The following is a 23,953-nucleotide window of genomic DNA, read 5'->3' on the forward strand; positions in this document are numbered from 1 at the left end:
TTTCAACGAAGGCATTACCAAGCTGCCGCTGACGCATCAACTAGGGACTAAATCGGTGACCGATGTGATGCCCGGCAACGGCACCCACTCTGTCGAGCAATCGTCGTGCCGCGCGTGTGCCGCGCGCCGTGCTTAAAGCGAGTATGACGCATTCGCTGCGCAGCAGCAAACCCTTGTGTGCTGCTTTGTTGGAGTTCCCACGTCGACGTTCAAAACCGGACCATTAACGCGATGGGTGATCAGCCGCGAGCTTGTACCTTGCTAGCTGGGCTCGCCAATCCGCATTGCAGACTGCCAAGCGGCGGCTTGGCATCTGCCAAGTGCTTCTTGTGCCGTGGCCTGTTTCTTGCTGCTGGACGTCAGTAATTCGTTACGTCCGACGAGACACTTGGAAGGGTTCATGGGCGGGGCAACGGAAACTTTCTACAGCGTGATCAGACGTCAGGGAATCACGCGTCGCAGTTTCAACAGATTCTGCAGTTTTACGGCTGCGAGCTTCGGACTCGGTCCACTCGCCGCAAGCGGTATTGCCACCGCTCTGGAGACCAAACCGCGTGTGCCCGTCATCTGGCTGCACGGGCTCGAGTGTACTTGCTGCTCGGAAAGCTTTATCCGCTCGGCCCATCCTTTGATCAAAGATGCGCTGTTGTCGATGATTTCGCTCGACTATGACGATACGATCATGGCGGCGGCAGGAGATCAGGCCGAAGCCATCCTGGAGGAAACCCGTGCCAGGTACAAAGGCAAGTATGTGCTTGCCGTCGAAGGCAATCCGCCGCTGAACGAGGGTGGCATGTTCTGCATTGACGGCGGCAAGCCGTTCATTGAAAAGCTCAGGTCGATGGCGGAAGAGGCCATGGCGATCATCGCTTGGGGCACATGTGCGTCCTGGGGCTGCGTGCAAGCGGCCAAGCCAAATCCGACTGGCGCGGCGCCGATCGATAAGGTGATCACCAACAAGCCGATTATCAAGGTGCCCGGGTGCCCGCCCATCGCGGAGGTCATGACCGGCCTGGTGACCTTCATGACCACGTTCGGAAAGCTTCCGGAGCTCGATCGCCAAGGACGTCCAAGGATGTTTTATTCCGAGCGCATCCACGACAAGTGCTATCGGCGTGCCCATTTCGACGCTGGCCAATTTGTCGAGGAGTGGGATGATGAGGGCGCACGCAAGGGCTACTGCCTGTACAAGATGGGTTGCAAGGGGCCGACCACCTACAATGCCTGCTCGGCCGTTCGGTGGAACGGCGGCGTTTCATTCCCAGTTCAATCCGGCCACGGCTGCTTCGGCTGCTCCGAAGACGGCTTTTGGGACAGAGGTTCATTTTACGACCGGCTCACGACCATCAAGCAGTTCGGCATCGAGAAGAACGTCGATCAGATTGGCATGGCCGCTGCCGGCGCAGTTGGACTGACCGTCGCCGCGCACGCGGCGGTCACGGCCGTGAAGCGGTTGACCCACAAGCCGGATCGCGCAGCTCACAGAAGTAAACCGAGTTGAGGGGATGGCGAAGGTGGGTGTCCGGACACCGAATGGGTTCAATCTCGATTCTTCCGGTAAGCGAATTGTCATCGATCCGCTGACCCGGATCGAAGGCCACCTGCGCGTCGAGGCCAATCTCGGTTCCGACAATGTGATCCGCAATGCAGTCTCGAGCGGGACGATGTGGCGTGGCATCGAAGTCATCCTGCGCGGGCGCGATCCGCGCGACGCATGGGCGTTCACCGAGCGGATTTGCGGTGTCTGCACCGGCACCCATGCGCTCACCTCTGTGCGCGCGGTTGAGAATGCGCTAGGGATCTCCATTCCGGAGAATGCCAACTCGATCCGCAACATCATGCAGCTGTGCCTGCTTGTGCATGATCACCTCGTGCATTTCTATCATCTGCACGCGCTGGATTGGGTCGATGTGGTTTCCGCGCTCAAGGCCGATCCCAAATCGACCTCCGCGCTGGCGCAGTCCATCTCGCCCTGGCCGCTGTCGTCTCCTGGCTATTTTAAGGATTTGCAGATCAGGCTCACCAGATTCTTTGGATCAGGGCAACTTGGTCCGTTCAAGAATGGCTATTGGGGTCATCCGGCCTACAAGCTGCCACCGGAAGCGAACCTGATGGCCATGGCGCATTATCTGGAAGCGCTCGACTTCCAGAAAGAGATCGTCAAGATCCAAGCCATTTATGGGGGCAAGAACCCGCATCCGAACTGGCTGGTCGGGGGCGTGCCCTGCGCGATCAATATCGATGGAACAGGCGCGGTGGGCGCGATCCATATGGAGCGGCTTAACCTCGTGTCCTCGATCATCGACCGTTCGATCGAGTTTGTCGAGCAGGTCTATCTGCCCGACATTGCAGCGATCGGCTCGTTCTACAAGGACTGGCTCTATGGCGGCGGGCTTTCGGGCAAAAGTGTGATGTCCTATGGCGACATCCCCGAAAGCGGCAACGACTGTTCCGAGAAAAGCCTCAAGCTGCCGCGCGGCGTCATTCTTGATGGCAATCTCGAGGAGATCTTGCCGATTGACCTTGGCGATCCCGAGCAGATCCAGGAGTTCGTCGCCCATTCATGGTATAAGTACCCGAGCGAGTTCTGCGGTCTGCATCCCTGGGATGGCGTCACCGAGCCGAGCTTTCAGCTTGGCGAAAAGGTCAAAGGCAGCAGGACAGATATCAAGGAACTCGACGAAGGCGGCAAGTATTCCTGGATCAAAGCGCCGCGCTGGCGCGGCCACGCCGTCGAGGTCGGGCCGTTGGCACGATACATCATCGGTTGTGCGCAAGGCAAAGCCGAGTTCAAGGAGCCGGCCGAGAGACTGCTCAAGGGGCTCGATCTTCCCCTGACTGCGCTGTTTTCGACGCTTGGCCGTACCGCGGCCCGAGCGCTCGAATGTCAGTGGGCGGCGCGTCAGATGCGTTATTTCCAGGACAAGCTGGTGCTCCACATCAAGGCCGGCAATACCGCAACTGCCAATGTCAGCAAGTGGAAGCCGGAAAGCTGGCCTAAGGAGGCCAAGGGCTACGGTTTCACTGAGGCGCCGCGCGGTGCGCTCGGGCATTGGATCAAGATCAAGGACACCAAGATCGGCAATTACCAATGTGTTGTGCCGACGACGTGGAACGGGTCGCCTCGCGATTCCAAGGGCAATATTGGCGCTTTTGAGGCCTCCCTGATCGGTACTCCGATGGCGGATCCGCATCGGCCGGTCGAGATCTTGCGAACGATCCATTCCTTCGATCCGTGCTTGGCGTGTTCGACCCACGTGATCAGTCCTGCCGGCCAAGAAATGGCTTCAGTCAATGTTCGTTAGGCACATGCTGGACAAGACTCCGCCCCCCCTTACGGCCGTCGATGCGGCACCGAACGCTCGCAGTGTCGGCCATGGCGTCGCCTACGTTTATGAGGCGCCGGTGCGACTGTGCCATTGGGTCAATGCGGCGGCCATTCTGGTGCTGGGTATATCCGGTTATCTCATTGGAACTGGGATACCGGCGATGCCGGGAGAGGCAAGCGGCAATTTCCTGTTTGGCTATATCCGCGTTGCGCATTTCTCTGCGGGATATGTGCTCGGCGTCGGCTTTCTGCTGCGCATCTACTGGGCCCTGATGGGAAACCCGTATGCCATGCAGATCTTCTGCGTGCCGCTCTGGCGCAGGAGCTTTTGGCGCGAGGTGTGCCACGAGATTCGTTGGTATGCTTTCCTTGCAGCTGAGCCAGAGAGGCGTGTCGGGCACAATCGCCTAGCTCAAGTCGCAATGTTCTTCATGTTTACGCAGACGATCACGTTCATGGTTGTCACAGGCTTCGCACTTTATGGACAGGGCGCCGGTAGTGACAGCTGGCAGTACGAGCTATTTGGCTGGGTGTTTGCAATCTGGCCGAACAGTCAGGACGTCCATACCTGGCATCATCTCGGCCTGTGGGTAATCGTGAGCTTTGCACTCGTCCATATCTACGCGGTGATCCGGGAGGACGTCATGTCGCGCCAAAGCATCTCCTCCATGATTTCGGGTGAACGCGAGCTTCGCGATTGACTGGGAAGCGGATGCTAAGTCCGGAGAACAAGAAGCGGATCCTGGTGCTCGGCATCGGCAATATCCTGTGGGCCGATGAGGGATTCGGCGTGCGAGCGGTCGAGGAGTTTCACCGCCGCTACGTCACCCATGACAACGTCACCATCCTCGATGGTGGCACTCAGGGGCTCTACCTCGTCAGTTTTCTCGAGTGGGCGGACTGCCTGATCGTGTTCGATGCCATCGACTATGGACTGCCGCCCGGGCAGTTGAAGCTCGTGCGAGATGACGAAGTGCCAAAATTTACCGCTGCCAAGAAGGTGAGCCTGCATCAGACCGGCTTTCAGGAGGTGTTGAGTGCGGCCGACCTGCTTGGCCGCTGCCCGCGAGAACTCGCTCTCATCGGCTGTCAGCCGTTGGACCTGGAGCATTGGGGCGGTCCGCTGACTGCTCCGGTGCGTTCTCAGATTGCGCCTGCGATTGAACTGGCTTGCAAACTGTTGGTGCAGTGGGGCTCGCCGGCAAAGCTGCGGACCGCGCCGCTGACTGCAGCAGAACAGCTGTTTGCGAACAATATCGACCGTGCAAACTATGAAACAAGAGCGCAGCCGATCTAGCGGCCCGGGCTGACCATGTGCCTTGGCTTGCCAATGACGATTGTTGAGACAGACGGCATCACGGCTCTGTGCGAGCATGGCAATGAACAGCGGCGTGTCTCGGTCATGCTGCTCTCCGACGCGTCGCTCGGCGCCAAGGTGCTCGTCCATATCGATACCGCGGTGCGGCTGTTGGACGAGGATGAAGCAAGGCTGATCTCGCAAGCACTCGACGGGCTTGAGGCCGGCCTCAACGGCCAGGACTGCGATCGCTTCTTTGCGGACTTGATCGGTCATGAGCCGCAATTGCCCGAGCACCTACGCTAGTGGTGCCGCTTGCGGACGTTGCGCTGCCTACGCTTGCTCGCATATCGAATCTGCAATCGCGGGCACCCTCTACACGAAAAACATCAAGCGCTTTGAGCCCCCGATCCGAACGGGGGAACGCGATCGCGGCGAGACGATGATTGGCATGTGCCTTGCTAATACCCCGCTTAGTAGAACCAAACATTATCATAAAGGCGTCTGATGAAGTTCCAGGCGGCGCAGCATGATCTGGCACGGCCCGGTCCGTCCGAGGTGAGGAGCGTCACCGCCGATGGGCCGCCGGCCACACACGATTCCATGAGGGCAGTCGTGGTGCTGCTGTCGGCGGCCGATCCCCTGTATTCGCCCCTATATTCGCTCTGGGCCATCCACGTCGCAATCTCCCTTTCTGAACTGATCAAGGCGCTTCGGCGGCGCATGCGAGGCGCAGTGACTGCGCGCGGCGCTAGTGGCGAACTGGACGGACGGCTCGGGCTGCGTGACCCGCCGACGCCAGTCCTGTGCCATCAGCACGATACACTCCGCCCGACCGGCAAGAATCAAGTCCGTTTGGTCAAGATCGACCGAATCTCGGCACCGATCGTTCGGCCACACGCCCTTGGCGCTTGTATCGCCAAGAGCATTGCCTCCTGACACACCCAAAGGAACGTCGCATCATGAAAACAGCGGCCAGCGTCGTATCGGAAGGCGCCGAGCAGGCGGCAAGCGACTTCCCACTCGACGCGGAAAGTCTCGGCGTAATCCATAGCGGGCCGACGGCTGTGGGGGCGCTCGCCAAGCGCGCTTGGCGCGATGGAGACGAGCTTGCGAGAATCTGTCCGAATGCCACCGGGCTGTTATCGAACGCCGCTGCTGCCGTTGGCGGCCAGAAAAGCGGCGCACGGACGCAGCTGTACAGCCTGGCGAATCTCAGCGATCTCGAGCGCAAGCTGATTTCCGAAGTGCTTGGGGACGGCGAGGTTGCCGGCGTCGTTGCGCTGCCAGATGGCTCTTTGGCGCAAATCCGGGAGGCCATGCTGGCGGGCATCTGGCGCGTCCGCATCGGGGCGGAGCCGGCACACGAATATGTTGAGATCGGGGCGATCCCGCAGATCGTGCGGCGCGCCGCAACTGACCTGACGTCCACCGATCTTGTGATAGGCTCGGCGCCGGACGGCGCGATGAACGTGCTCCCGGTGCTCGCCGAAATACGCGAGCGGGCCCGCGCCTGGCGCCCTGGCATGCGCGCGCATGTCGTCAATCTCACACTGCTGCCGATGAGCGCTATCGACCTGGCGTTTCTGCAGCAAAGCGTGGGCAATGGTCCGGTCCAGCTCATCTTCCGCGGCTACGGCTCATGCCGAGTGCAGGCGACTGGAATCCGGAACGTCTGGTCGGTGCAGTTCTTCAATTCTATGGACAACATTATCCTGGATACGCTGGAGGTCGGCGGCGTGCCGATCGTAGCGTTGGCCGCCGACGAGGATTTCGAGGATTCCGCCGAACGCTTGCACGAAATCATCAAGGCTTACTTCACATGAAGAGCTTAGAGAATACCCGGCATCCGGCGGGCTCTCGCGGGAGGCGCGCGCATTCACGGTGGCGCGATATCCCAGTAGCTTGCCCCAAGCATCTCCCCCGACGCGCGAACGAACCGTTCGGGGTCGAAGTGATCGGATTTCGCACGCGTGAGCGCGGGTCGTTGGCATGATGGGGGCGCCTTGGGTCATGAAGGTGGTTGTCATCCTGCGTAACGGCACTCGGCGACCGCGGGTTGAGCGGAAATCGCGAGTTCGAGCCGGCGAAATCGGACTTATTGTCTGCGAGATCGCGCTATTGGGCTTGATTGCCTGTTGCTCGCTGTTGTCGGCGTTCTTCGCACGCGAAGACATGCGGTTCGCCCGTGCCGAAGCGGCGGTCCCTGCCATGATGTGGCGGGACGACCGGCCAGCGTCACATCGGATCCATGCGCCAGATCTCAGTTCGAGCGACCGCTGGCGTTTCGTGCGCGAGATGATGGTAGAACGGTGCGCATGAGCTTCATCGCCCGCAACAAGATCGACGTCACCGTATTGCTTGCCGCCGACGTAATCGCCGCAGTCGAGATCCTGCCACGAGTCCGGCCGCCGCTGGCGCGGCTGTTCGCCGGCAAGCCGGCCTTGTCGTTGCTCAAGGCTCTGCCGCGGCTCTTCGCGTTGTGTGCCGCTGCGCAACAAACTGCATTACTGTCCGCGATCGAGGCCGCTCGCGACCACGAGATCATCCGCTCGACAAAGCAGCGTCGTATTGCCCTCGTCGTTGCCGAGCGCATCGCAGAATTGCTGCGTAGTCTCTTTGTCGGACAGCTCACGCCGAACATCGCCAATGCGGCTGCGATCCGCTCCCTGATGCGGGGAATGTCAGTGCTTGTCGGCAGCGCGCAGCCTGCCTGCGGCTCTGCGCGACGCGAAGCGATAGCGCAGATCGTGACTGCGCTGGCCGCGCTCGGCATAACGAATGAAGATGGCGCGCTGAGGCCAGGGAGCCCATTCGCGCTGCGCATTGCGGCGCTTGATGAGGTCGACTTGAAGTCATTCCCGATCGAGCACTCGTTCCTGTCCGTTGCCGACGACCGCAACATCGTTGAACGGCTGCTCGTGGATGACGCGACTTTTTGCCATTGTCCCGATCTTGCGGGACATGCGCCCGAGACGGGTCCCTGGGCGCGCCAAATGACGCGTGATCGAATCCCGCTGGGCCGGTCGGGTGCGGTCGAGCGGCTAAAGGCCAGAATTGCGGAAATCGTTCGGCTATGCGCTTGGCTCAAGGCCGGTGCTCATACCGATTCGGCGGAGCATGGGATCATCGAAAGCTACAGACTAGGTCCTGGCCGTGCAGCGGCCGCGGTCGAATGCGCCAGGGGGCGCCTCTATCACGCGGTTGAGCTTGATCCTCAGGGCCAGATATCCCGCTTCGAATTTCTTGCGCCCACGGAATGGAATTTCCATCGGCGCGGACCGCTTGTCCGGAGCCTGCAGGGCGCGGTGCTGACGGCGCGACGACATCAGGATGCGGTTCGTGCGGTGATTGAATCGCTCGACCCATGCGTCGGCTTCACACTCAATTTTTGCGAAGTTGGCGATGCATGAAATGGCGCTTTGTCTGGGCATCATCGAAATCGTCGAGCAAGCGTTGCGTCGCCGATCGTTTTCACAGGTACGGAGCGTCTGCCTGGAAATCGGGGCGCTGAGCCATGTCGCGCCCGAAGCGATCATGTTTTGCTTTGCGGCCGTTGCAACGCGGACCGTTGCCGACGGCGCGGTTCTTAAAATCGTCGAACTCCCTGGCCGGGCCTGGTGCATGACCTGTTCGAAGAGCGTCGAAATTGCACGGCGAGGTGAGTGCTGTCCTTGCTGCGGCAGCTATCAGTTGCAGGTAACCGCGGGCGAACAGATGCGAGTGAAAGAGCTGGAGATCAATTGATGTGTACCGTATGCGGCTGCAGCGAAGAGGCGTCTTTAACCGGACACGCCGAAGCGCATGATGCGCAAGGCCAGGAGCGTTACTATGCTCATGTGCAGGACGATTACGATCGCCATCATGTCCATCCGCATGGTGACCAAAGCCTGCAGCATTCATATCCGGCTCGCCACGGTCATCATCACCACGATCGTCCCGGCCATCAGCAGGCTCATGGGGGGCAGGCGTTTCTGAGCTGCGGCGCCGGCCCGGCTGCCTTGAAGGTCGCGGGCATGAGCAGCGAGCGGGTCATTCAGATCGGGCGCGACATCCTTGGCAAGAATAATAGGATCGCGGCGGACAACCGCGCGCGCTTCGTGGCCGATGATCTGCTCGTGTTTAATCTTGTGTCCAGTCCCGGTGCAGGCAAAACGTCGCTGCTTGTCCGTGCCGCGTCCGAGCTCAGGCGCAGCCGCCCGGTCGGGGTCATCGAAGGCGACCAGCAGACCTCGAACGATGCCGAGCGCATTCGGGCGGTCGGCGTGCCAGCTATTCAAATCAATACCGGCAAGGGTTGCCATCTCGATGCTGCAATGATTGGCGAGGCTTATCGCCGCTTGCCGCGGCTCACGCGAGGTATTCTCTTCATCGAGAACGTCGGTAATCTGGTCTGTCCCGCAGCCTTCGATCTTGGCGAAGCCTGCAAGATCGTGGTGTTATCGACGACCGAAGGTGAAGACAAGCCGCTCAAATATCCCGATATGTTTGCCGCTTCTTCGCTCATGCTGATCAACAAGATTGATCTGGCGTCAGTGCTTGAGTTCGAGTTGGGCAGGACTATCGAATATGCAAGGCGCGTCAATCCAACGATCGAAATGCTCACGGTTTCGGCGCGTACTGGCGAGGGTTTTGGCGCGCTCTACGCTTGGATCGATAAACAGGCGACGCATCAGCTGCGCGCCGCAGTGGACACAAGGCGATGAGCGCCACCGTCGCTTGCGGCGACCGAAGACGGCTGCGCGTGCGCGTGAGCGGGGCTGTGCAAGGGGTCGGCTTTCGTCCCTACGTCTATGGCCTCGCCACGCGGTACGGATTGGCGGGATTTGTCATCAATGGCCCCGATGGCGTCACGATCGAGGTCGAGGGTGACCGTGCATCGGAGTTTGCCGCCGCTTTGCCGCTCGAGGCACCTCCACTGGCGCGCATCGACCACATCTGCGTTCAGGAGACCGCGGCGCTCGCGGCGAAAGACTTTTCGATCGGCACGAGCGAAGGTGGCAGGTTGTCAACCCGGATCGTCGCCGATGCCGCGACTTGCCAGCAATGCCTCGGTGAGTTGTTTGATCCAGAAAGTCGCCATTACCTTTATCCCTTCATCAGTTGCTCGCATTGCGGCCCGCGCTATACCATCGCCGAACGGCTTCCGTACGATCGCCGCAACACGGTCATGGAGGCTTTTAGGCTTTGTGCCGCCTGCGTGGCCGAGTATGTCGATCCGGCGAACCGCAGGTTCCATGCGGAGGCGATCGCGTGTCCGACATGCGGCCCTCGACTCAGCCATGGGATCAACGCCATTGTCGCGGCGATCGCCGGCGGTCAGATCGTGGCGATAAAGGGGCTGGGCGGGTACCAGCTGCTTTGCGACGCGCGCAACCAGGGCGCTGTGCAGCGCTTGCGCAGCAGAAAGCAGCGCCTTGAGAAGCCGTTCGCGGTCATGGTTGGTTCCATAGAGCGGGTCAATGAGATCGCGGACGCGAATGCGTCCGAGCTTGCGCTACTCGAATCCATAGCTCGTCCCGTCGTCCTTCTAGCTACGCGCAATCATCTAGCGCCCGGCATAGCTCCTGGCTTATCGCGTGTGGGTGTCATGCTGCCTGTGGCCCCGCTGCATCACCTCATCTTTCATGCGCTTCGCTCGACAGGAGCATGGCTTGAGGGGCCCGGCCCCGTCATCGTCGCGACCAGTGCCAATCTTTGCGGCGAACCGCTACTGATCGACAACGCGCAGGCGCTGCGGCGGCTCGAGGGGATCGCCGACCTTGTCGTGACCCATGATCGCGAGATCCTAACGCGTGCCGATGACTCCGTGGTGTCGGTGGTGGCGGGGCGGCCCCAATTCATTCGTCGCGCCCGTGGCTATGTTCCCGAACCGATCCGGCTTGCGAGGTCTGTGCCGCCCGTGCTCGCCGTCGGCGGCGCGCTGAAATCGACTGTCACCATCACGCGGGACAGCGAAGCGTTCGTGTCCCAGCATATTGGCGATCTCGATACGGCCGAAGGCATCTGTGTGTTCGAGGAGACGATCCGGCACCTCACATCGACCCTTGACGTGGAGCCTGTCGTCATCGCCCATGATCTGCATCCCAATATGGCCTCTACCCGGTTTGCGGAAGCAAGCGGCCGCGCGCAGGTCGCGGTCCAGCATCACCATGCACACGCTGCGGCCGTCATCGCTGAGCATGGCCATGCGGGACCTGCGCTCGCGCTGGTGCTCGACGGCCATGGCTTTGGCTCCGACAGTGGCAACTGGGGTGGTGAGCTATTGTTGTGCGAAGGGACGAGGTGTCGACGCATCGGGCATTTCGCGCCCCTGCAAATGCCTGGCGGAGATCGTGCAGTCCGCGAGCCGTGGCGGATGGCGAGCGCAATACTGCAGTCGCTCGGCCGGGGAAACGAAATTGGGCCCCGCTTTGCAGCGCAACGGCAGGTTGAGCGCGTACAGGCATTGCTTGATCAGCCGGGCGGGGCCACCACGACCAGCGCGGGCCGATTGTTCGATGCAGCGGCGGCGCTGCTGGGGATTGCGAGTGTGCAGAGCTATGAGGGCGAAGCCGCGATGAAGCTCGAGGCGCTGGTGCGGCGGACTGCGATTTTCGATGCCGGCTGGACGATCGATGGCGGCGTGCTGTCGCTTCGTCCGCTGTTTGCACGCTTGATTGCAGACAAGATTGACGCCGCGGACGGAGCCGGGCTGTTTCATGGCACCTTCGCCGCCGCCTGCATTGACTGGGTCACGCGCTCTGCGCGAACGACCGGGGTCAATACCGTCGTTCTAAGCGGCGGCTGCTTCCTGAACGTGGTGCTGGCGGATGAAATCCAGCGCGGTTGCAGCAGCGTCGGTCTCATGCCGCTGATGCCACGGCAGCTGCCACCCAATGATGGTGGCTTGAGCCTTGGCCAGGCCTGGATTGCCGCTCTGCAGATTGCTGAACAGCCGTCAGCCCTGGAAGGAACAGCCTGATATGTGTCTTTCGGTCCCAGCAAAGATCGCGAAAATTCTTCCCCACGACATGGCGATCGTGTCCATCGACGGCGTCAGCCTAGAAGTATCGATCGCTCTCATCGACGAACTCGACGTCGGCGACTACGTCCTTGTCCATGTCGGCCATGCGCTGGCCAAGATCGACCCGATAGAAGCCAAGCGCACGATGGAGCTCCTGCAAGAGCTAGGCAGCGCGGGGCTGGAGCTCCGATCATGAAATATGCCGACGAATTTCGCGACAAGACCATCGCGCAGGGCCTGGCGCGTGCGATTGGCGCCGAGGCCGGTCCACAAAGGGCCTATCGGTTCATGGAATTCTGCGGCGGACACACGCATGCGATCTCCCGCTACGGCCTGGAGGATTTGCTGCCCGCGAACGTCCGCATGATCCACGGGCCGGGTTGTCCCGTCTGCGTTCTGCCCGCCAGCCGGATCGACATGGCGATCCGGCTCGTCGAGCGGCCGGAGGTCACTCTGTGCGTCTACGGCGACCTGATGCGCGCGCCCGGATCGCAAGGACAGTCCCTGTTGCGAGCCAAAGCGCTCGGCGCTGACATTCGGATAGTCTATTCGACGCTCGACGCTATCCGGCTCGCCGAACAGGTGCCGAGCCGGGAGGTGGTCTTCTTTGCCATCGGATTTGAGACCACGACGCCCCCGACAGCGGTGATGATCCGGATTGCCGAGAAGAAGAAGCTGAAGGGCCTCAGCGTGTTCTGCAACCACGTGCTTACACCGTCTGCGATGCACAGTATTCTCGAGAACCCGAAGATCCGCAATATCGGCGGGGTCGCAATTGACGGCTTCGTCGGGCCTGCGCATGTCAGCACCATCATCGGTACGCGGCCTTACGAGCCTCTGGCGGAACAATTCGGTAAGCCGATCGTGATCGCGGGATTTGAACCGCTCGACGTCATGCTGGCGATCCTGATGCTGGTGCGGCAGGTGAACGAACGCCGTCATGAGGTGGAGAACCAATACAGCCGCGCGGTGACGCGCGAAGGCAATCGGCGTGCCAAGGACGAGGTCTTGCAGGTTTTCGAACTGCGGGAGCAGTTCGAATGGCGTGGGCTTGGACTCGTACCCAACAGTGGACTGAAGCTGAAGCGGGCTTACGCACGATTTGACGCCGAGGCGCGTTTTGCGATGCACGAGCTGCGTGTCGCCGACAATCCGGCGTGTGAATGCTGCGCGATCCTGCGCGGCGCCAAGCGGCCGGTTGACTGCAAGCTATTTGGAACCGTCTGCACGCCGGAAACACCCATAGGGTCCTGCATGGTCTCATCGGAAGGTGCTTGTGCCGCATATTGGACCTATGGCCGAGTTCGCGATGCTGGGGTGAGGCGGATGTCATGAGCGTAAAGGCCTATCAACGCAAGCTCGACCTCGAGAACGGACGCGTTGATCTTTCTCACGGATCGGGGGGCCGTGCCATGGCACAGCTGATCTCGGGCGTTTTTCACCACGCCTTCGGCAATGAATGGCTCGCCCGCTGCAATGATCAGTCGGCGTTTGACGTTACGACAGGCAGGATGGTGATGACGACCGATAGCTATGTGGTTTCGCCGCTGTTCTTTCCCGGCGGCAATATCGGGTCACTCGCCGTGCACGGCACGATCAATGATGTCGTCATGGCCGGCGCGCGTCCACTCTATCTATCGGCCAGCTTCATCATCGAGGAGGGGTTCCGGTTTTCCGATCTGAAGACAATTGCGGATTCGATGGGCGCAGCGGCGCGCGGCGCCGGCGTTTACATCATCACCGGGGACACCAAGGTCGTCGAGCGCGGCAAGGCGGATGGTCTGTTCATCTCTACGACCGGGATCGGGGTTCTGGCCGATGGGCTCGATCTTTCCGCGGACAAAGCAAGGGTCGGGGACCGTGTCCTGGTGTCCGGCAGCCTCGGCGATCATGGGGTGGCGATCATGTCAACGCGCCACAACCTCGCCTTTCAAATCGAGATCGTCTCGGATTCCGCAGCGCTGCATAACCTTGTAGCCGTCATGGTTGCGGCCGGTGGTCGCGGCATTCGGGTGATGCGTGACCCCACGCGCGGCGGTCTTGCCGCCTCCCTCAACGAGATTGCGCATCAATCTGGGCTCGGGTTCCGTCTGCAGGAAGCGGCCATTCCGGTGAAGCCCGCGGTTGCGGCCACTTGCGAACTCCTTGGGTTTGATCCGATCCATGTCGCCAATGAGGGCAAGCTCGTTGCGATCGTCGCGCCCGATTTGGCCGATGCCGTGCTTGCAGCGATGAAGGCGCATCCGCTCGGATGTGATGCAACTGATATTGGCGAGGCGGTAGCTGACGATCACAAATTTGTGCAGATGGCGACCAGTTTCGGCGGCGGACGAATTGTCGATTGGTTGTCGGGCGAACAATTACCCCGAATCTGTTGAACATGTCACGCCCATTTGCCGCGGGCATGAAGGCGTCATGCATACGCATCTTCCGAGTCTTGGGAAACCAAATTTGAGATCAATGGTCATTTGCCATCAGCACCGACAAACGAGCCTAAAATTTGCGGTCTGCTCAGCTGCCGGGCGATGATCACTCGGCAAGAAATTCGGCAAGGCTTGGTTTTCGTTGTTAGCTTTACCACGACCCGAGAACCCAATCCGAAACGATTTATTGCCATCGCGCAGTTCGCGGTAGCTCAAACCAGGCAAGTCGTTACTGCAACTTGCCACTCCAGGGCTGAAGGGAGGCGCGGGCCCCTCTTACGAGGCTCTTTACAAGGCTTCGACTTGCATCGTTGCGCTCGATTTTGGACCTACCGTTGCACAAGAGCAGCTTTGAGATCAGAGAGATCGCGATCTCCTCTCTTGGATCTAGGCGGCTCAGGAGGACGGCCTGACCACCAAGGTTCCATGCAGTCATTGACCTTGCGTATAACCAACACGCGATTCGCAGGCAATGAGATGAGGATACGTTCGCCCAGAGCGGAAGGCGCCCTTGTCATCGCGGCGGAAGGCAATTCCCTAGACGCTATCAAGACGTCCACCGTTCCATTATATCCCCTTCTTTTTCAGAGCCCGTTCGCCTCGGCCGCGGAGGGAACGATGCTTAAGCTCAGAGTGGTCATTCAATCCGCCCAATATCTGCTTGTTTGAAATCCTGCGCCTCTGCTCAAAGATCGCTGAATTCCTGCACCATTTGCGCGCCTGCGTCGCAATATCGCTGCGCTCTTCCGGTTAGAAAAGCTCTTCGGGCAGGGAGTTTTCAAATGAAGGTGGGCGTTCCCAAGGAAATCAAGGCGGACGAATATCGCGTGGGCCTTACCCCTGGAGCTGTTCGCGAATACGTGGCCGCGGGCCACCGCGTGATGATCGAGACCAATGCCGGCGCGGGCATTGGTGCCACCGACGACGATTACCGCAACGCTGGCGCAACCATTCTAACTTCTGCAGTTGAGGTATTCGCATCGAGCGAGATGATCGTAAAGGTCAAGGAGCCTCAGCCGTCCGAATGGAGCCAGCTGCGGGAGAGCCAGATCCTCTTCACTTATCTGCATCTGGCCCCGGACCCGGAGCAAGCCAAAGGGCTCCTAAAATCCGGGTGCACCGCGATCGCCTATGAGACCGTAACTGATGCGCATGGTGGTCTTCCACTGCTGGCACCTATGAGCGAGGTCGCGGGTAGACTTGCGATCGAAGCGGCGGGTAGCGCCCTGAAGCGGAGTGCAGGCGGACGAGGGCTGTTGATCGGTGGGGTGCCCGGTGTTCAGCCGGCCCGGATCGTGGTGATTGGAGGTGGCGTCGTTGGTACGCACGCGGCGCGCATGGCGATCGGTTTGGGCGCAGAGGTCACCATCGTCGACCGCTCGATACCCCGGCTCCGCGAGCTGGATGAGCTATTTGAAGGGCGCGTTCGGACCAGGTTCTCGACCATCGATTCGGTGGAGGAGGAGGTATTTGCGGCGGACGTGGTAATTGGTGCGGTGCTCGTTCCAGGTGCGAGCGCGCCGAAGCTAGTCCGGCGGGGCATGCTGAGCTCGATGCGTAAGAGGGCGGTGATCGTGGACGTCGCTATCGATCAGGGCGGTTGTTTTGAGACGTCGCACCCAACGACTCACGCTGATCCAACTTACGAAGTGGATGGCGTCATTCATTATTGCGTGGCCAACATGCCCGGCGCCGTGCCGCTGACCTCGAGCCAAGCACTGAACAACGCCACGCTGCCGTTTGGCCTGGCTCTGGCCAACAAGGGGTTTTCCGCCGTGCTCGAAAATCCGCACCTGCGCGCCGGCCTCAATGTCCATCGGGGCCGGCTAACTTACAAGGCCGTGGCCGAGAGCCTCGGGCTCCCCTTCTCCCCGATCGACCAGGCTGCGGCCTGATCCCAGAGGCCCTTACGGGGCATTTCCTCCCTGACTTGGGCCACCCTTCAGGGTGGCATTTTTTTTGGCTCTCTCAATCCGCAAAGCGCCGCTGGCAGTTGTTTGGAACGTGGAGCGAAGCCGGGAATACCAGACGATCACAATTGGATTTCTGCCGTCCTCGGGCTGCGAAACAATGTCCTTTCGCCCCACACAGGGCGCCTGAATGCAGGTTTGCCGGCGGGATTGAACATTGCGTGCAGCGGCTCACCCAGAGAGCCCGCGATCATCGGAGTGTGGCTTTATCTGGCGCGATCGCCGCGACCGTTTCCGGCCGTGCTGTGGAGACGCGCCGAATCCGCCGCCGTCCGGTGAGCAGAGCCAATAAGATGGGCCAGGGCGATCTGACGCGGCAGCGGAGCACTCGGGACGAGGCGCGGCGACCTGATTGTAGCCGCGTCACCGCAGCCATCGGAAGGATGGCGCCCTGGGGTTGCGAACGCGGTCCACCTGGTCGGTTGACCGCAGCCGTCAGATCGACGATCCGCCCAAACCACGGCATCGAGATCAAGCCACCGCGATGCCGATTGTAGGATTTGCGACACGCCGTCGAGGCGGCGACAAGCGCTATGGAAAATAGCCGAGACAAATCAAGCCTAGGCTCTTGGCACAAGACTTGAACGCAAGAAACCGTCCCGCACCTTCTGCTTATGGAATCGCAGTGATGGCCTACAAGATAATCGCGTCCCAGTGCACCGTCTGCGGTGCGTGTGAGTTTGAATGTCCCAACGCCGCGATCAGCCTTAAGAACGACATTTATGTGATCAATCCGACCAAGTGCACCCAATGTGAGGGGCATTTTGACGCGCCGCAATGCGCCGTCGTTTGCCCGGTGCCCGAGACCTGCGTGCCGGCATAAGGAGTAGCTGATGAGTGGGGCTCCGGCGCGAAACATGATGACGACACTACCGACGGTGTCCGTCTTTTGGATCCGACGCCTGATTCTCGCGCTCGCCGGCCCCGAGTTGGCCGTGACTTGCGCGATCAGGCGCGAGCGGAGTGGGCAATGGTAGCTGTACAAGAAACGGTCGAGCGCGTCCGGCGCATCGACGTCGACCAGTATCGATATGGGTTTGAGACGCAGATCGAGTCCGACAAGGCCCCGAAGGGGCTGTCGGAATACACCGTCCGCTTCATCTCCGCAAAGAAGAATGAACCGGCCTGGATGCTGGAATGGCGCCTGGAGGCGTATCGCCGCTGGCTGACCATGACCGAGCCGACCTGGGCGCGCGTCAACTATCCGAAGATCGACTATCAGGACATCTACTACTACGCGGCGCCGAAGCCGAAGAAGACGCTGTCCTCGATCGACGAGATCGATCCGGAAATCCTCAAGACCTACGAGAAGCTCGGCATTCCCTTGCGCGAGGTTGCGATCCTCGAAGGCGTCGAGCCGCCGCCTGGTGGCGCGCCGTCGCCCAGCCGCAAGATCGCGGTCGACGCCGTGTTCGATTCGGTGTCGGTGGCGACCACCTTCCAGAAGGAGCTGAAGGCCGCCGGCGTGATCTTCATGCCGATCTCGGAGGCGATCCGCGAGCATCCCGAGCTGGTGCAGAAATATCTCGGCACCGTGGTGCCGACCACGGACAATTACTTCGCGACGCTGAACTCGGCGGTGTTCTCCGACGGCTCGTTCGTCTACGTGCCGCCGGGCGTGCGCTGCCCGATGGAGCTGTCGACCTATTTCCGCATCAACGAGCGCAACACCGGCCAGTTCGAGCGCACGCTGATCATCGCCGACAAGGGCTCCTACGTCTCCTATCTCGAAGGCTGCACCGCGCCGCAGCGCGACGAGAACCAGTTGCACGCCGCCGTGGTGGAGTTGGTCACACTCGACGATGCCGAGATCAAGTATTCGACGGTGCAGAACTGGTACCCCGGCAACTCGGAAGGCAAGGGCGGCATCTACAATTTCGTCACCAAGCGTGGCGACTGTCGCGGCAGGAATTCCAAGATCTCCTGGACCCAGGTCGAAACGGGATCTGCGATCACCTGGAAGTACCCGAGCTGCATCCTGCGCGGCGACAATTCGAGCGGCGAGTTCTACTCGATCGCGATCTCGAACGGTTTCCAGCAGGTCGACTCCGGCACCAAGATGATCCACCTCGGCAAGAACACGTCGAGCCGGATCATCTCCAAGGGCATCGCCGCCGGCAAGTCGCAGAACACCTATCGCGGCCTCGTCAGCGCGCATCGCAAAGCCACCGGCGCGCGCAACTACACCGCCTGCGACTCGCTCCTGATCGGCAACAAATGCGGCGCGCATACCGTGCCCTATGTCGAGGCCAAGAATTCCTCGGCGATACTCGAGCATGAGGCGACGACAACGAAGATTTCCGAGGACGTGCTGTTCTACTGCGTGCACAGGGGCTTAAGCGAGCAGCAAGCCATCGGCCTCGTCGTCAATGGCTTCGCGAAGGACGCGCTGCAAAAACTGCCGATGGAATTCGCGATGGAGGCACAGAAGTTGATCTCGATCTCGCTCGAGGGATCTGTCGGATAACTAAACGTCCCGCGAGCCCTCCCGAGTACGGCTCGCGTTCCGGATGACGCATTTCAGGGATCAGATCAGAATGGCGCTACTCGAAGTCCGAGATTTGCATGTTGGTGTCGAGGACCGCGAAATTCTTTGCGGCTTGGATCTTACGATCAATGCGGGTGAGGTGTACGCGATCATGGGGCCGAACGGCTCCGGCAAATCGACACTCTCCCACGTCATCGCCGGCAAGCCGGGCTATGAGGTCACCGGCGGACAGATCCTGTTCAGGGGCGAGAACCTCTTGGAGATGGAGGCCAATGAGCGCGCTGCCAAGGGCGTGTTCCTGGCGTTCCAGTATCCGGTCGAGATCCCCGGCGTGACCACCATGGACTTCCTGCGCACCGCGCTGAACACCCAGCGCAAGGCGCGCGCCCAACAGGAATTCTCCACCCCCGAATTTCTGAAAAAGGTCCGCGAGGTCGCCAAGTCGCTCAACATCCCACAGGACATGCTCAAGCGCGGCGTCAATGTCGGATTTTCCGGCGGCGAGAAGAAGCGCAACGAGATCTTGCAGATGGCGCTGTTCGAGCCGAGTCTGTGCATCCTGGACGAGATGGATTCCGGCCTCGACATCGACGCGCTGCGGATTGCCGCCGACGGCGCCAACGCGCTGCGCTCGCCGGAGCGCGCGATGGTCGTCATCACCCACTATCAGCGGCTGCTCAACTACATCGTGCCCGATGTCGTGCACGTGATGTCGAAGGGCCGGGTGGTGAAGAGCGGCGGCAAGGAACTCGCGCTGGAGCTCGAGGCTTGTGGCTACGCCCAGTTCGAGGATGCGGCCTGACCGCTCAAGGAATTTCCTGATGAAGCGGGTTTTAGCCAAAGCCGGCGCCGGAGGTGCAATGGGCAACGTCTTCGCCGCGGCGCATGGACGGCTGCCTGGCACAGGCCCTGTCGCCCATATCCGTACAAGGGCATTCAAGGCCTATGAGCGTGCCGGCCTCCCGCATAGGCGTACGGAGGCTTGGAAATACACCGATTTACGCGCCCTAATCGGCGAGGTACTGCCACTCGCTCCGCGACCGGACGCAGCTGCGCTGCTGCGCGCACAGGCGTCGGCCAAGCAAGGAGCTGCCGATCAGGCGGTCAAACTCGTTTTGGTGGATGGCATATTCGCGCCTGAGCTATCCGACGTCGGCAGGCTGGAGAATGGGGTCGATGTGCGGTCGTTGCGAGAGGTTCTGGAGAACTCGGCCAGTAGCGCGATAGCCGGTCTGGTGCTGTCGACGACGACTGATGCAGTGATCTCGCTCAATGCCGCAATGGCGACCGATGGCCTGGTGATAACGATCGCTGAGGGCCATGCGGTGAAGCGTCCGATTCAGATCGTTCACGTTGCAACCGGATTGTCGGTGTCCAACTTTACGCGGTCCTATCTGCAGCTCGATCAAGGGGCGCATGCGGCTGTGGTGGAAACGTTCGTTTCAGCTGAAGGCGCGAGCGGCTATCAAACCAACGATGCGATCATCGTCCTGGTTGGTGACGAGGCGAGCCTTTCGCACGTCCGGCTGGCAGCCGATGCTGCTGACGCCGTGAATATCTCTTCGGGGATCATTGCAGTCGGCGCCAGGGCGAAGCTCAATCTCTTCAACATGACCTGCAGCGGTTCCATCAGTCGCTATCAGGGATTCGTCACGCTGGCCGGCGAGGGATCCAAGCTCTCGGCGAACGGGGTCAATCTCCTCAGGGAAAAGCAGCACGCCGATACAACAATCGTAGTCGACCACGCCGTACCACATTGCACCAGTCGGGAGACGTTCCGCGCGGTTGTCGATGATTGCGGCCGCTCGGTGTTCCAGGGCCGAATCGTCGTTCGTCCCGCCGCGCAGAAGACGCACGTCATGCTGACGACGCGCGCGCTGCTTCTGTCCGATCAGGCCGAGGCGGACAATAAGCCTGAACTTGAAATCTTGGCCGATGACGTGACCTGCGGCCACGGATCGACATCGGGCGCGCTGGATGGCACTCTTGTATTCTATCTGCGCGCTCGGGGTCTATCCGAGAAGGATGCGCAGGCGATGCTGATAAAGGCGTTCCTTGGCGAATCGATTGAGGAGATCGCCGCCGAAAATCTGCGCGATTTTGTGACCGTTCAAGTCGAACTCTGGCTGCAGGCGCGGCGATGAGCGTGCATCCAGCGATTAGCAATGGTCGTTACGAGGTCAACCGTCTGCGTACGGACTTTCCTGCACTGGCCATGACGGTGTACGGCAAGCCGCTCGTTTACCTCGATAACGCTGCATCCGCGCAAAAGCCGAAGGCGGTGCTTGACCGCATGATGCAGGTGTATTCCAGCGAGTATGCCAACGTACATCGTGGCTTGCACTACCTCGCTAACGCGGCGACCGAGGCGTATGAAGGTGCCCGTACCAAGGTGGCGCGGTTTGTGAACGCACGTCTAAACGAGGAGATCGTCTTCACCCGCAGCGCCACGGAGGCCATCAATCTGGTCGCCCAGACCTTTGGCCGTGAACGCATCACCCCGGGTGGTGAGATCGTTCTGTCTATTATGGAGCACCACTCCAATATCGTACCGTGGCATTTTCTAAGGGAACGGCTCGGCGCGGTCATCAAATGGGCGCCAGTGGATGATGACGGCAACTTCCTGCTCGATGCATTTGAACGGCTCCTGACCCCGCGCACCAAGATGGTTGCGATCACCCAGATGTCGAACGTGCTAGGTACCGTCCTGCCGGTGAAAGACGTCGTGAGGATCGCACATGCACGTGGTATCCCGGTGCTGGTGGACGGTTCGCAAGGATGTGTCCATCTGACCGTCGACGTCTGCGACATCGATTGCGATTTCTACGTGATGACAGGCCACAAGCTCTATGGTCCGACCGGGATCGGCGTGCTTTACGGCAAATCTGAGCATCTGGCATCGATGCCGCCCTTCAACGGCGGGGGCGAGATGATCCGTCAGGTCTCGCGTGCCGGCGTCATCTATGGTGATCCGCCGCATCGGTTCGAGGCGGGGACGCCGCCGATCGTCGAGGCGATCGGTTTGGGGGCGGCTGTGGATTACATCAATTCGATAGGCAAGGAGCGGATTCGCAAGCACGAGAACGCGCTGCTCGCTTACGCGCAGGAGAAGCTGGGGAACATCAACTCCGTGCGCATGATCGGGACGACGGCCGAGAAGGGGCCGGTCATCTCCTTTGGTATGAAAGACGCGCATGCGCACGATATTGCCGCCGTCATCGACCGTGCCGGAGTAGCAGTGCGTGCGGGGAGCCATTGCGCGATGCCGCTGCTCGAGCGCTTCGGCGTGCTGGCGACGTGCCGCGCATCTTTCGGACTTTACAACACGTGTGAAGAGATTGATACGCTCGTGCGGGCGCTTATCAAGGCGCGGCAGCTGTTCTCGTGAGCCGGCGAGCTTGCCACGTCTAAGTGGCTAGGCCAGTTTGTATTGACCTCGGAATGATGATGAGGTCATGCCCATGGGATATCATCGTCATCGCAGAGGTAAGTCTCTGCAGGTCTCGGCAAGCATAGATGGCATTGGCAGGCCCGCAGTCGGCCAGCCGGCCTTGCGGGTGGTTTTCCTCGTTGCGGGACTGCTCTCCCGCCAGCGTGATCGCGAAGTACAGCGAACGGCGGCCCGCACGCCGTAAATCGTGCGGTGCAATTTCACGTATAGCCAGCCCTTGTTCCATTTCGAACAGGACCAAACGAAGGGTTCTCCGGGCAAAGCGCGATGTCGCGTTAGCAACAATACCCAGTCCCGGACCACGAAACGCCCTAATCGATTTCAATCATTCGGCTTTTTGTGCTCACGCCGCACTGGCATGCTCGTTGCAAAAGTCCTGGTCAAGAAGTCGCTCTCCCAATAGCTAACCCTTGAAGGACATCAGCATGAGTCTCGCCACGACCCAGAGCATCGCAGAAATCAGGGCTCGGAATAAAGAGCTGATTGAGGAGGTGCTGAAGGTCTATCCGGAGAAGACCGCGAAACGGCGCGCCAAGCACCTCAACGTTCACCAAGCCGGAAAGTCCGACTGCGGGGTCAAGTCCAACATCAAATCCATACCCGGAGTGATGACCATCAGAGGCTGCGCCTATGCAGGGTCCAAGGGGGTGGTCTGGGGACCGATCAAGGACATGGTCCATATCAGCCATGGCCCGGTTGGCTGCGGTCAGTATTCCTGGGGCTCGCGGCGCAATTATTACGTTGGCACGACGGGCATCGATAGTTTCGTGACCCTGCAATTCACCTCCGACTTCCAGGAAAAGGATATCGTATTTGGTGGCGACAAGAAGCTGGTCAAAGTCATTGACGAAATTCAGGAGCTTTTCCCACTCAACCACGGCATCACTATCCAGTCGGAATGCCCGATCGGACTGATCGGGGACGACATCGAGGCGGTGTCGAGAGCGAAATCCAAGGAATTTGACGGCAAGACCATCGTACCGGTCCGCTGTGAGGGCTTTCGCGGCGTGTCGCAGTCGCTCGGCCACCACATTGCCAATGATGCGGTGCGCGACTGGATTTTCGATAAGCTCGAGCCCGAGGGTAAATCAAAGTTCGAGCCGACGCCGTACGATGTTGCGATCATCGGAGATTACAATATTGGCGGTGACGCCTGGTCGTCGCGAATTCTGCTGGAGGAAATGGGACTGCGGGTGATTGCGCAGTGGTCCGGTGACGGTTCACTCGCCGAGCTCGAGGCAACGCCGAAGGCAAAGCTCAACATTCTGCATTGCTACCGTTCCATGAACTACATCTCCCGCCACATGGAAGAGAAGTTCGGTATCCCCTGGTGCGAGTATAACTTCTTCGGACCTTCAAAGATCGCAGAATCGCTGCGCAAGATTGCGGGCTATTTCGACGATAAGATTAAGGAAGGCGCCGAGCGGGTGATTGAAAAGTACCAGCCGCTGGTGAACGCCGTGATCGCAAAATATCGCCCTCGCCTGGAGGGCAAGACGGTGATGCTGTACGTCGGCGGACTTCGTCCGCGTCACGTGATTGGCGCATACGAGGACCTCGGGATGGAAGTCGTAGGCACCGGATACGAGTTCGGCCACAACGATGACTATCAGCGCACCGCCCAGCACTACGTAAAGGACAGCACGCTCATCTACGACGACGTCAACGGCTATGAGTTCGAGCGCTTCGTCGAAAAGCTCCAGCCCGACCTGGTCGGCTCGGGCATCAAGGAAAAATATGTCTTCCAAAAGATGGGTGTGCCATTCCGGCAAATGCATTCCTGGGACTATTCGGGCCCATATCACGGTTATGACGGCTTTGCGATCTTCGCACGCGACATGGACATGGCTGTCAACTCGCCGGTCTGGAAGAAGACGAAGGCGCCCTGGAAAGAAGCGCCGAAAGCCAGGCTCTTGGCTGCGGAATAAAGCAACTAATCTCGCTCCCTGCGGAGAGCTTGGGCGATACCAATTTCGATAGTGAAGGATCT

Annotated in this window: 23 protein-coding genes; 22 read left to right on the forward strand and 1 reads right to left on the reverse strand. The window is 60.3% G+C overall.

The window, feature by feature from the left end:
• Positions 1-400 precede the first annotated feature (400 nt).
• The 21 genes from AAFG13_RS35025 (at position 401) to AAFG13_RS35125 (ending at position 21,900) form a co-directional block, all read left to right on the forward strand.
• Positions 401-1,501 (forward strand): hydrogenase small subunit, encoded by a 1,101-nt coding sequence (locus AAFG13_RS35025; RefSeq protein WP_342709633.1) that lies wholly within the window; start codon positions 401-403, stop codon positions 1,499-1,501.
• A gap of 13 nt (positions 1,502-1,514) precedes the next feature.
• Complete coding sequence (locus AAFG13_RS35030) at positions 1,515-3,305, forward strand: nickel-dependent hydrogenase large subunit (protein ID WP_342713457.1); 1,791 nt, start codon at positions 1,515-1,517, stop codon at positions 3,303-3,305.
• Between the two features lie 4 nt (positions 3,306-3,309).
• A complete protein-coding gene (gene cybH, locus AAFG13_RS35035) occupies positions 3,310-4,029 on the forward strand; it encodes a Ni/Fe-hydrogenase, b-type cytochrome subunit (RefSeq protein ID WP_342709634.1) in 720 nt (239 codons plus the stop codon).
• Between the two features lie 11 nt (positions 4,030-4,040).
• Positions 4,041-4,625 (forward strand): HyaD/HybD family hydrogenase maturation endopeptidase, encoded by a 585-nt coding sequence (locus AAFG13_RS35040; RefSeq protein ID WP_342709635.1) that lies wholly within the window; start codon positions 4,041-4,043, stop codon positions 4,623-4,625.
• Positions 4,626-4,640: 15 nt separating this feature from the next.
• Positions 4,641-4,931 carry a HypC/HybG/HupF family hydrogenase formation chaperone gene (locus tag AAFG13_RS35045; RefSeq protein ID WP_342709636.1) on the forward strand — a complete coding sequence of 97 codons (291 nt, stop codon included), beginning with the start codon at positions 4,641-4,643 and terminating at the stop codon, positions 4,929-4,931.
• Positions 4,932-5,132: 201 nt separating this feature from the next.
• A complete protein-coding gene (locus AAFG13_RS35050; protein ID WP_342709637.1) occupies positions 5,133-5,564 on the forward strand; it encodes a hypothetical protein in 432 nt (143 codons plus the stop codon).
• Positions 5,565-5,587: 23 nt separating this feature from the next.
• Positions 5,588-6,451 (forward strand): hydrogenase expression/formation protein, encoded by an 864-nt coding sequence (locus AAFG13_RS35055; protein WP_342709638.1) that lies wholly within the window; start codon positions 5,588-5,590, stop codon positions 6,449-6,451.
• 166 nt (positions 6,452-6,617) lie between these two features.
• Positions 6,618-6,947 (forward strand): hypothetical protein, encoded by a 330-nt coding sequence (locus AAFG13_RS35060; RefSeq protein ID WP_342709639.1) that lies wholly within the window; start codon positions 6,618-6,620, stop codon positions 6,945-6,947.
• Positions 6,944-8,038, forward strand: a complete 1,095-nt coding sequence (locus AAFG13_RS35065) for a hypothetical protein (protein ID WP_342709640.1) — start codon at positions 6,944-6,946, stop codon at positions 8,036-8,038. The genes AAFG13_RS35060 and AAFG13_RS35065 overlap by 4 nt, the downstream gene beginning before the upstream one ends.
• On the forward strand, positions 8,031-8,372 hold the full coding sequence (hypA, locus tag AAFG13_RS35070; RefSeq protein ID WP_342709641.1) for a hydrogenase maturation nickel metallochaperone HypA: 342 nt from the start codon (positions 8,031-8,033) through the stop codon (positions 8,370-8,372). Before AAFG13_RS35065 ends, hypA begins: the two co-directional genes overlap by 8 nt.
• Positions 8,372-9,331, forward strand: a complete 960-nt coding sequence (gene hypB / locus AAFG13_RS35075) for a hydrogenase nickel incorporation protein HypB (protein ID WP_342709643.1) — start codon at positions 8,372-8,374, stop codon at positions 9,329-9,331. The genes hypA and hypB overlap by 1 nt, the downstream gene beginning before the upstream one ends.
• Positions 9,328-11,589: a carbamoyltransferase HypF gene (gene hypF / locus AAFG13_RS35080; protein ID WP_342709644.1), complete on the forward strand. Its 2,262-nt coding sequence runs from the start codon at positions 9,328-9,330 to the stop codon at positions 11,587-11,589. The genes hypB and hypF overlap by 4 nt, the downstream gene beginning before the upstream one ends.
• 1 nt (position 11,590) lies before the next feature.
• Positions 11,591-11,827 (forward strand): HypC/HybG/HupF family hydrogenase formation chaperone, encoded by a 237-nt coding sequence (locus tag AAFG13_RS35085; RefSeq protein WP_342709645.1) that lies wholly within the window; start codon positions 11,591-11,593, stop codon positions 11,825-11,827.
• A complete protein-coding gene (hypD, locus tag AAFG13_RS35090) occupies positions 11,824-12,966 on the forward strand; it encodes a hydrogenase formation protein HypD (protein ID WP_342709646.1) in 1,143 nt (380 codons plus the stop codon). The genes AAFG13_RS35085 and hypD overlap by 4 nt, the downstream gene beginning before the upstream one ends.
• On the forward strand, positions 12,963-14,009 hold the full coding sequence (gene hypE / locus AAFG13_RS35095) for a hydrogenase expression/formation protein HypE (RefSeq protein WP_342709648.1): 1,047 nt from the start codon (positions 12,963-12,965) through the stop codon (positions 14,007-14,009). Before hypD ends, hypE begins: the two co-directional genes overlap by 4 nt.
• Positions 14,010-14,836: 827 nt before the next feature.
• Complete coding sequence (gene ald / locus AAFG13_RS35100; RefSeq protein WP_342709649.1) at positions 14,837-15,949, forward strand: alanine dehydrogenase; 1,113 nt, start codon at positions 14,837-14,839, stop codon at positions 15,947-15,949.
• A gap of 703 nt (positions 15,950-16,652) precedes the next feature.
• Positions 16,653-16,847 (forward strand): 4Fe-4S binding protein, encoded by a 195-nt coding sequence (locus AAFG13_RS35105; RefSeq protein WP_342709650.1) that lies wholly within the window; start codon positions 16,653-16,655, stop codon positions 16,845-16,847.
• Between the two features lie 147 nt (positions 16,848-16,994).
• Complete coding sequence (gene sufB / locus AAFG13_RS35110) at positions 16,995-18,491, forward strand: Fe-S cluster assembly protein SufB (RefSeq protein WP_342709651.1); 1,497 nt, start codon at positions 16,995-16,997, stop codon at positions 18,489-18,491.
• A gap of 70 nt (positions 18,492-18,561) precedes the next feature.
• On the forward strand, positions 18,562-19,314 hold the full coding sequence (gene sufC, locus AAFG13_RS35115; protein WP_342709652.1) for a Fe-S cluster assembly ATPase SufC: 753 nt from the start codon (positions 18,562-18,564) through the stop codon (positions 19,312-19,314).
• Positions 19,315-19,333: 19 nt separating this feature from the next.
• The gene (gene sufD, locus AAFG13_RS35120) at positions 19,334-20,656 is read left to right on the forward strand and encodes a Fe-S cluster assembly protein SufD (protein ID WP_342709653.1); all 1,323 of its coding nucleotides are present in this window, start codon (positions 19,334-19,336) and stop codon (positions 20,654-20,656) included.
• Positions 20,653-21,900, forward strand: coding sequence for a cysteine desulfurase (locus tag AAFG13_RS35125; RefSeq protein WP_342709654.1), 1,248 nt, complete (start codon positions 20,653-20,655; stop codon positions 21,898-21,900). The genes sufD and AAFG13_RS35125 overlap by 4 nt, the downstream gene beginning before the upstream one ends.
• A 19-nt stretch (positions 21,901-21,919) precedes the next feature.
• Here AAFG13_RS35125 and AAFG13_RS35130 read toward each other — a convergent pair whose 3' ends face one another.
• Positions 21,920-22,204 carry a hypothetical protein gene (locus tag AAFG13_RS35130; RefSeq protein WP_342709655.1) on the reverse strand — a complete coding sequence of 95 codons (285 nt, stop codon included), beginning with the start codon at positions 22,202-22,204 and terminating at the stop codon, positions 21,920-21,922.
• Between the two features lie 184 nt (positions 22,205-22,388).
• Between AAFG13_RS35130 and nifD the strand changes: the two genes are divergently transcribed.
• Entirely contained in the window at positions 22,389-23,891 is a 1,503-nt protein-coding gene (gene nifD, locus AAFG13_RS35135; protein WP_342709656.1) for a nitrogenase molybdenum-iron protein alpha chain, read from the forward strand.
• Positions 23,892-23,953: the final 62 nt, after the last annotated feature.

This window comes from Bradyrhizobium sp. B124 (assembly GCF_038967635.1).
Lineage (GTDB): Bacteria > Pseudomonadota > Alphaproteobacteria > Rhizobiales > Xanthobacteraceae > Bradyrhizobium.

Excerpts from the sequence above, each read along its gene's own strand:
- sufB (WP_342709651.1), top strand. The coding sequence starts at position 16,995 with ATGGTAGCTGTACAAGAAACGGTCGAGCGCGTCCGGCGCATCGACGTC.
- hypA (WP_342709641.1), top strand. The coding sequence starts at position 8,031 with ATGCATGAAATGGCGCTTTGTCTGGGCATCATCGAAATCGTCGAGCAA.
- hypD (WP_342709646.1), top strand. The coding sequence starts at position 11,824 with ATGAAATATGCCGACGAATTTCGCGACAAGACCATCGCGCAGGGCCTG.
- cybH (WP_342709634.1), top strand. The coding sequence starts at position 3,310 with ATGCTGGACAAGACTCCGCCCCCCCTTACGGCCGTCGATGCGGCACCG.
- AAFG13_RS35050 (WP_342709637.1), top strand. The coding sequence starts at position 5,133 with ATGAAGTTCCAGGCGGCGCAGCATGATCTGGCACGGCCCGGTCCGTCC.
- nifD (WP_342709656.1), top strand. The coding sequence starts at position 22,389 with ATGAGTCTCGCCACGACCCAGAGCATCGCAGAAATCAGGGCTCGGAAT.
- AAFG13_RS35125 (WP_342709654.1), top strand. The coding sequence starts at position 20,653 with ATGAGCGTGCATCCAGCGATTAGCAATGGTCGTTACGAGGTCAACCGT.
- AAFG13_RS35045 (WP_342709636.1), top strand. The coding sequence starts at position 4,641 with ATGTGCCTTGGCTTGCCAATGACGATTGTTGAGACAGACGGCATCACG.
- hypE (WP_342709648.1), top strand. The coding sequence starts at position 12,963 with ATGAGCGTAAAGGCCTATCAACGCAAGCTCGACCTCGAGAACGGACGC.
- sufC (WP_342709652.1), top strand. The coding sequence starts at position 18,562 with ATGGCGCTACTCGAAGTCCGAGATTTGCATGTTGGTGTCGAGGACCGC.
- hypB (WP_342709643.1), top strand. The coding sequence starts at position 8,372 with ATGTGTACCGTATGCGGCTGCAGCGAAGAGGCGTCTTTAACCGGACAC.
- AAFG13_RS35065 (WP_342709640.1), top strand. The coding sequence starts at position 6,944 with ATGAGCTTCATCGCCCGCAACAAGATCGACGTCACCGTATTGCTTGCC.
- AAFG13_RS35085 (WP_342709645.1), top strand. The coding sequence starts at position 11,591 with ATGTGTCTTTCGGTCCCAGCAAAGATCGCGAAAATTCTTCCCCACGAC.
- ald (WP_342709649.1), top strand. The coding sequence starts at position 14,837 with ATGAAGGTGGGCGTTCCCAAGGAAATCAAGGCGGACGAATATCGCGTG.
- AAFG13_RS35025 (WP_342709633.1), top strand. The coding sequence starts at position 401 with ATGGGCGGGGCAACGGAAACTTTCTACAGCGTGATCAGACGTCAGGGA.
- sufD (WP_342709653.1), top strand. The coding sequence starts at position 19,334 with ATGAAGCGGGTTTTAGCCAAAGCCGGCGCCGGAGGTGCAATGGGCAAC.
- AAFG13_RS35060 (WP_342709639.1), top strand. The coding sequence starts at position 6,618 with ATGATGGGGGCGCCTTGGGTCATGAAGGTGGTTGTCATCCTGCGTAAC.
- hypF (WP_342709644.1), top strand. The coding sequence starts at position 9,328 with ATGAGCGCCACCGTCGCTTGCGGCGACCGAAGACGGCTGCGCGTGCGC.
- AAFG13_RS35055 (WP_342709638.1), top strand. The coding sequence starts at position 5,588 with ATGAAAACAGCGGCCAGCGTCGTATCGGAAGGCGCCGAGCAGGCGGCA.
- AAFG13_RS35040 (WP_342709635.1), top strand. The coding sequence starts at position 4,041 with ATGCTAAGTCCGGAGAACAAGAAGCGGATCCTGGTGCTCGGCATCGGC.
- AAFG13_RS35105 (WP_342709650.1), top strand. The coding sequence starts at position 16,653 with ATGGCCTACAAGATAATCGCGTCCCAGTGCACCGTCTGCGGTGCGTGT.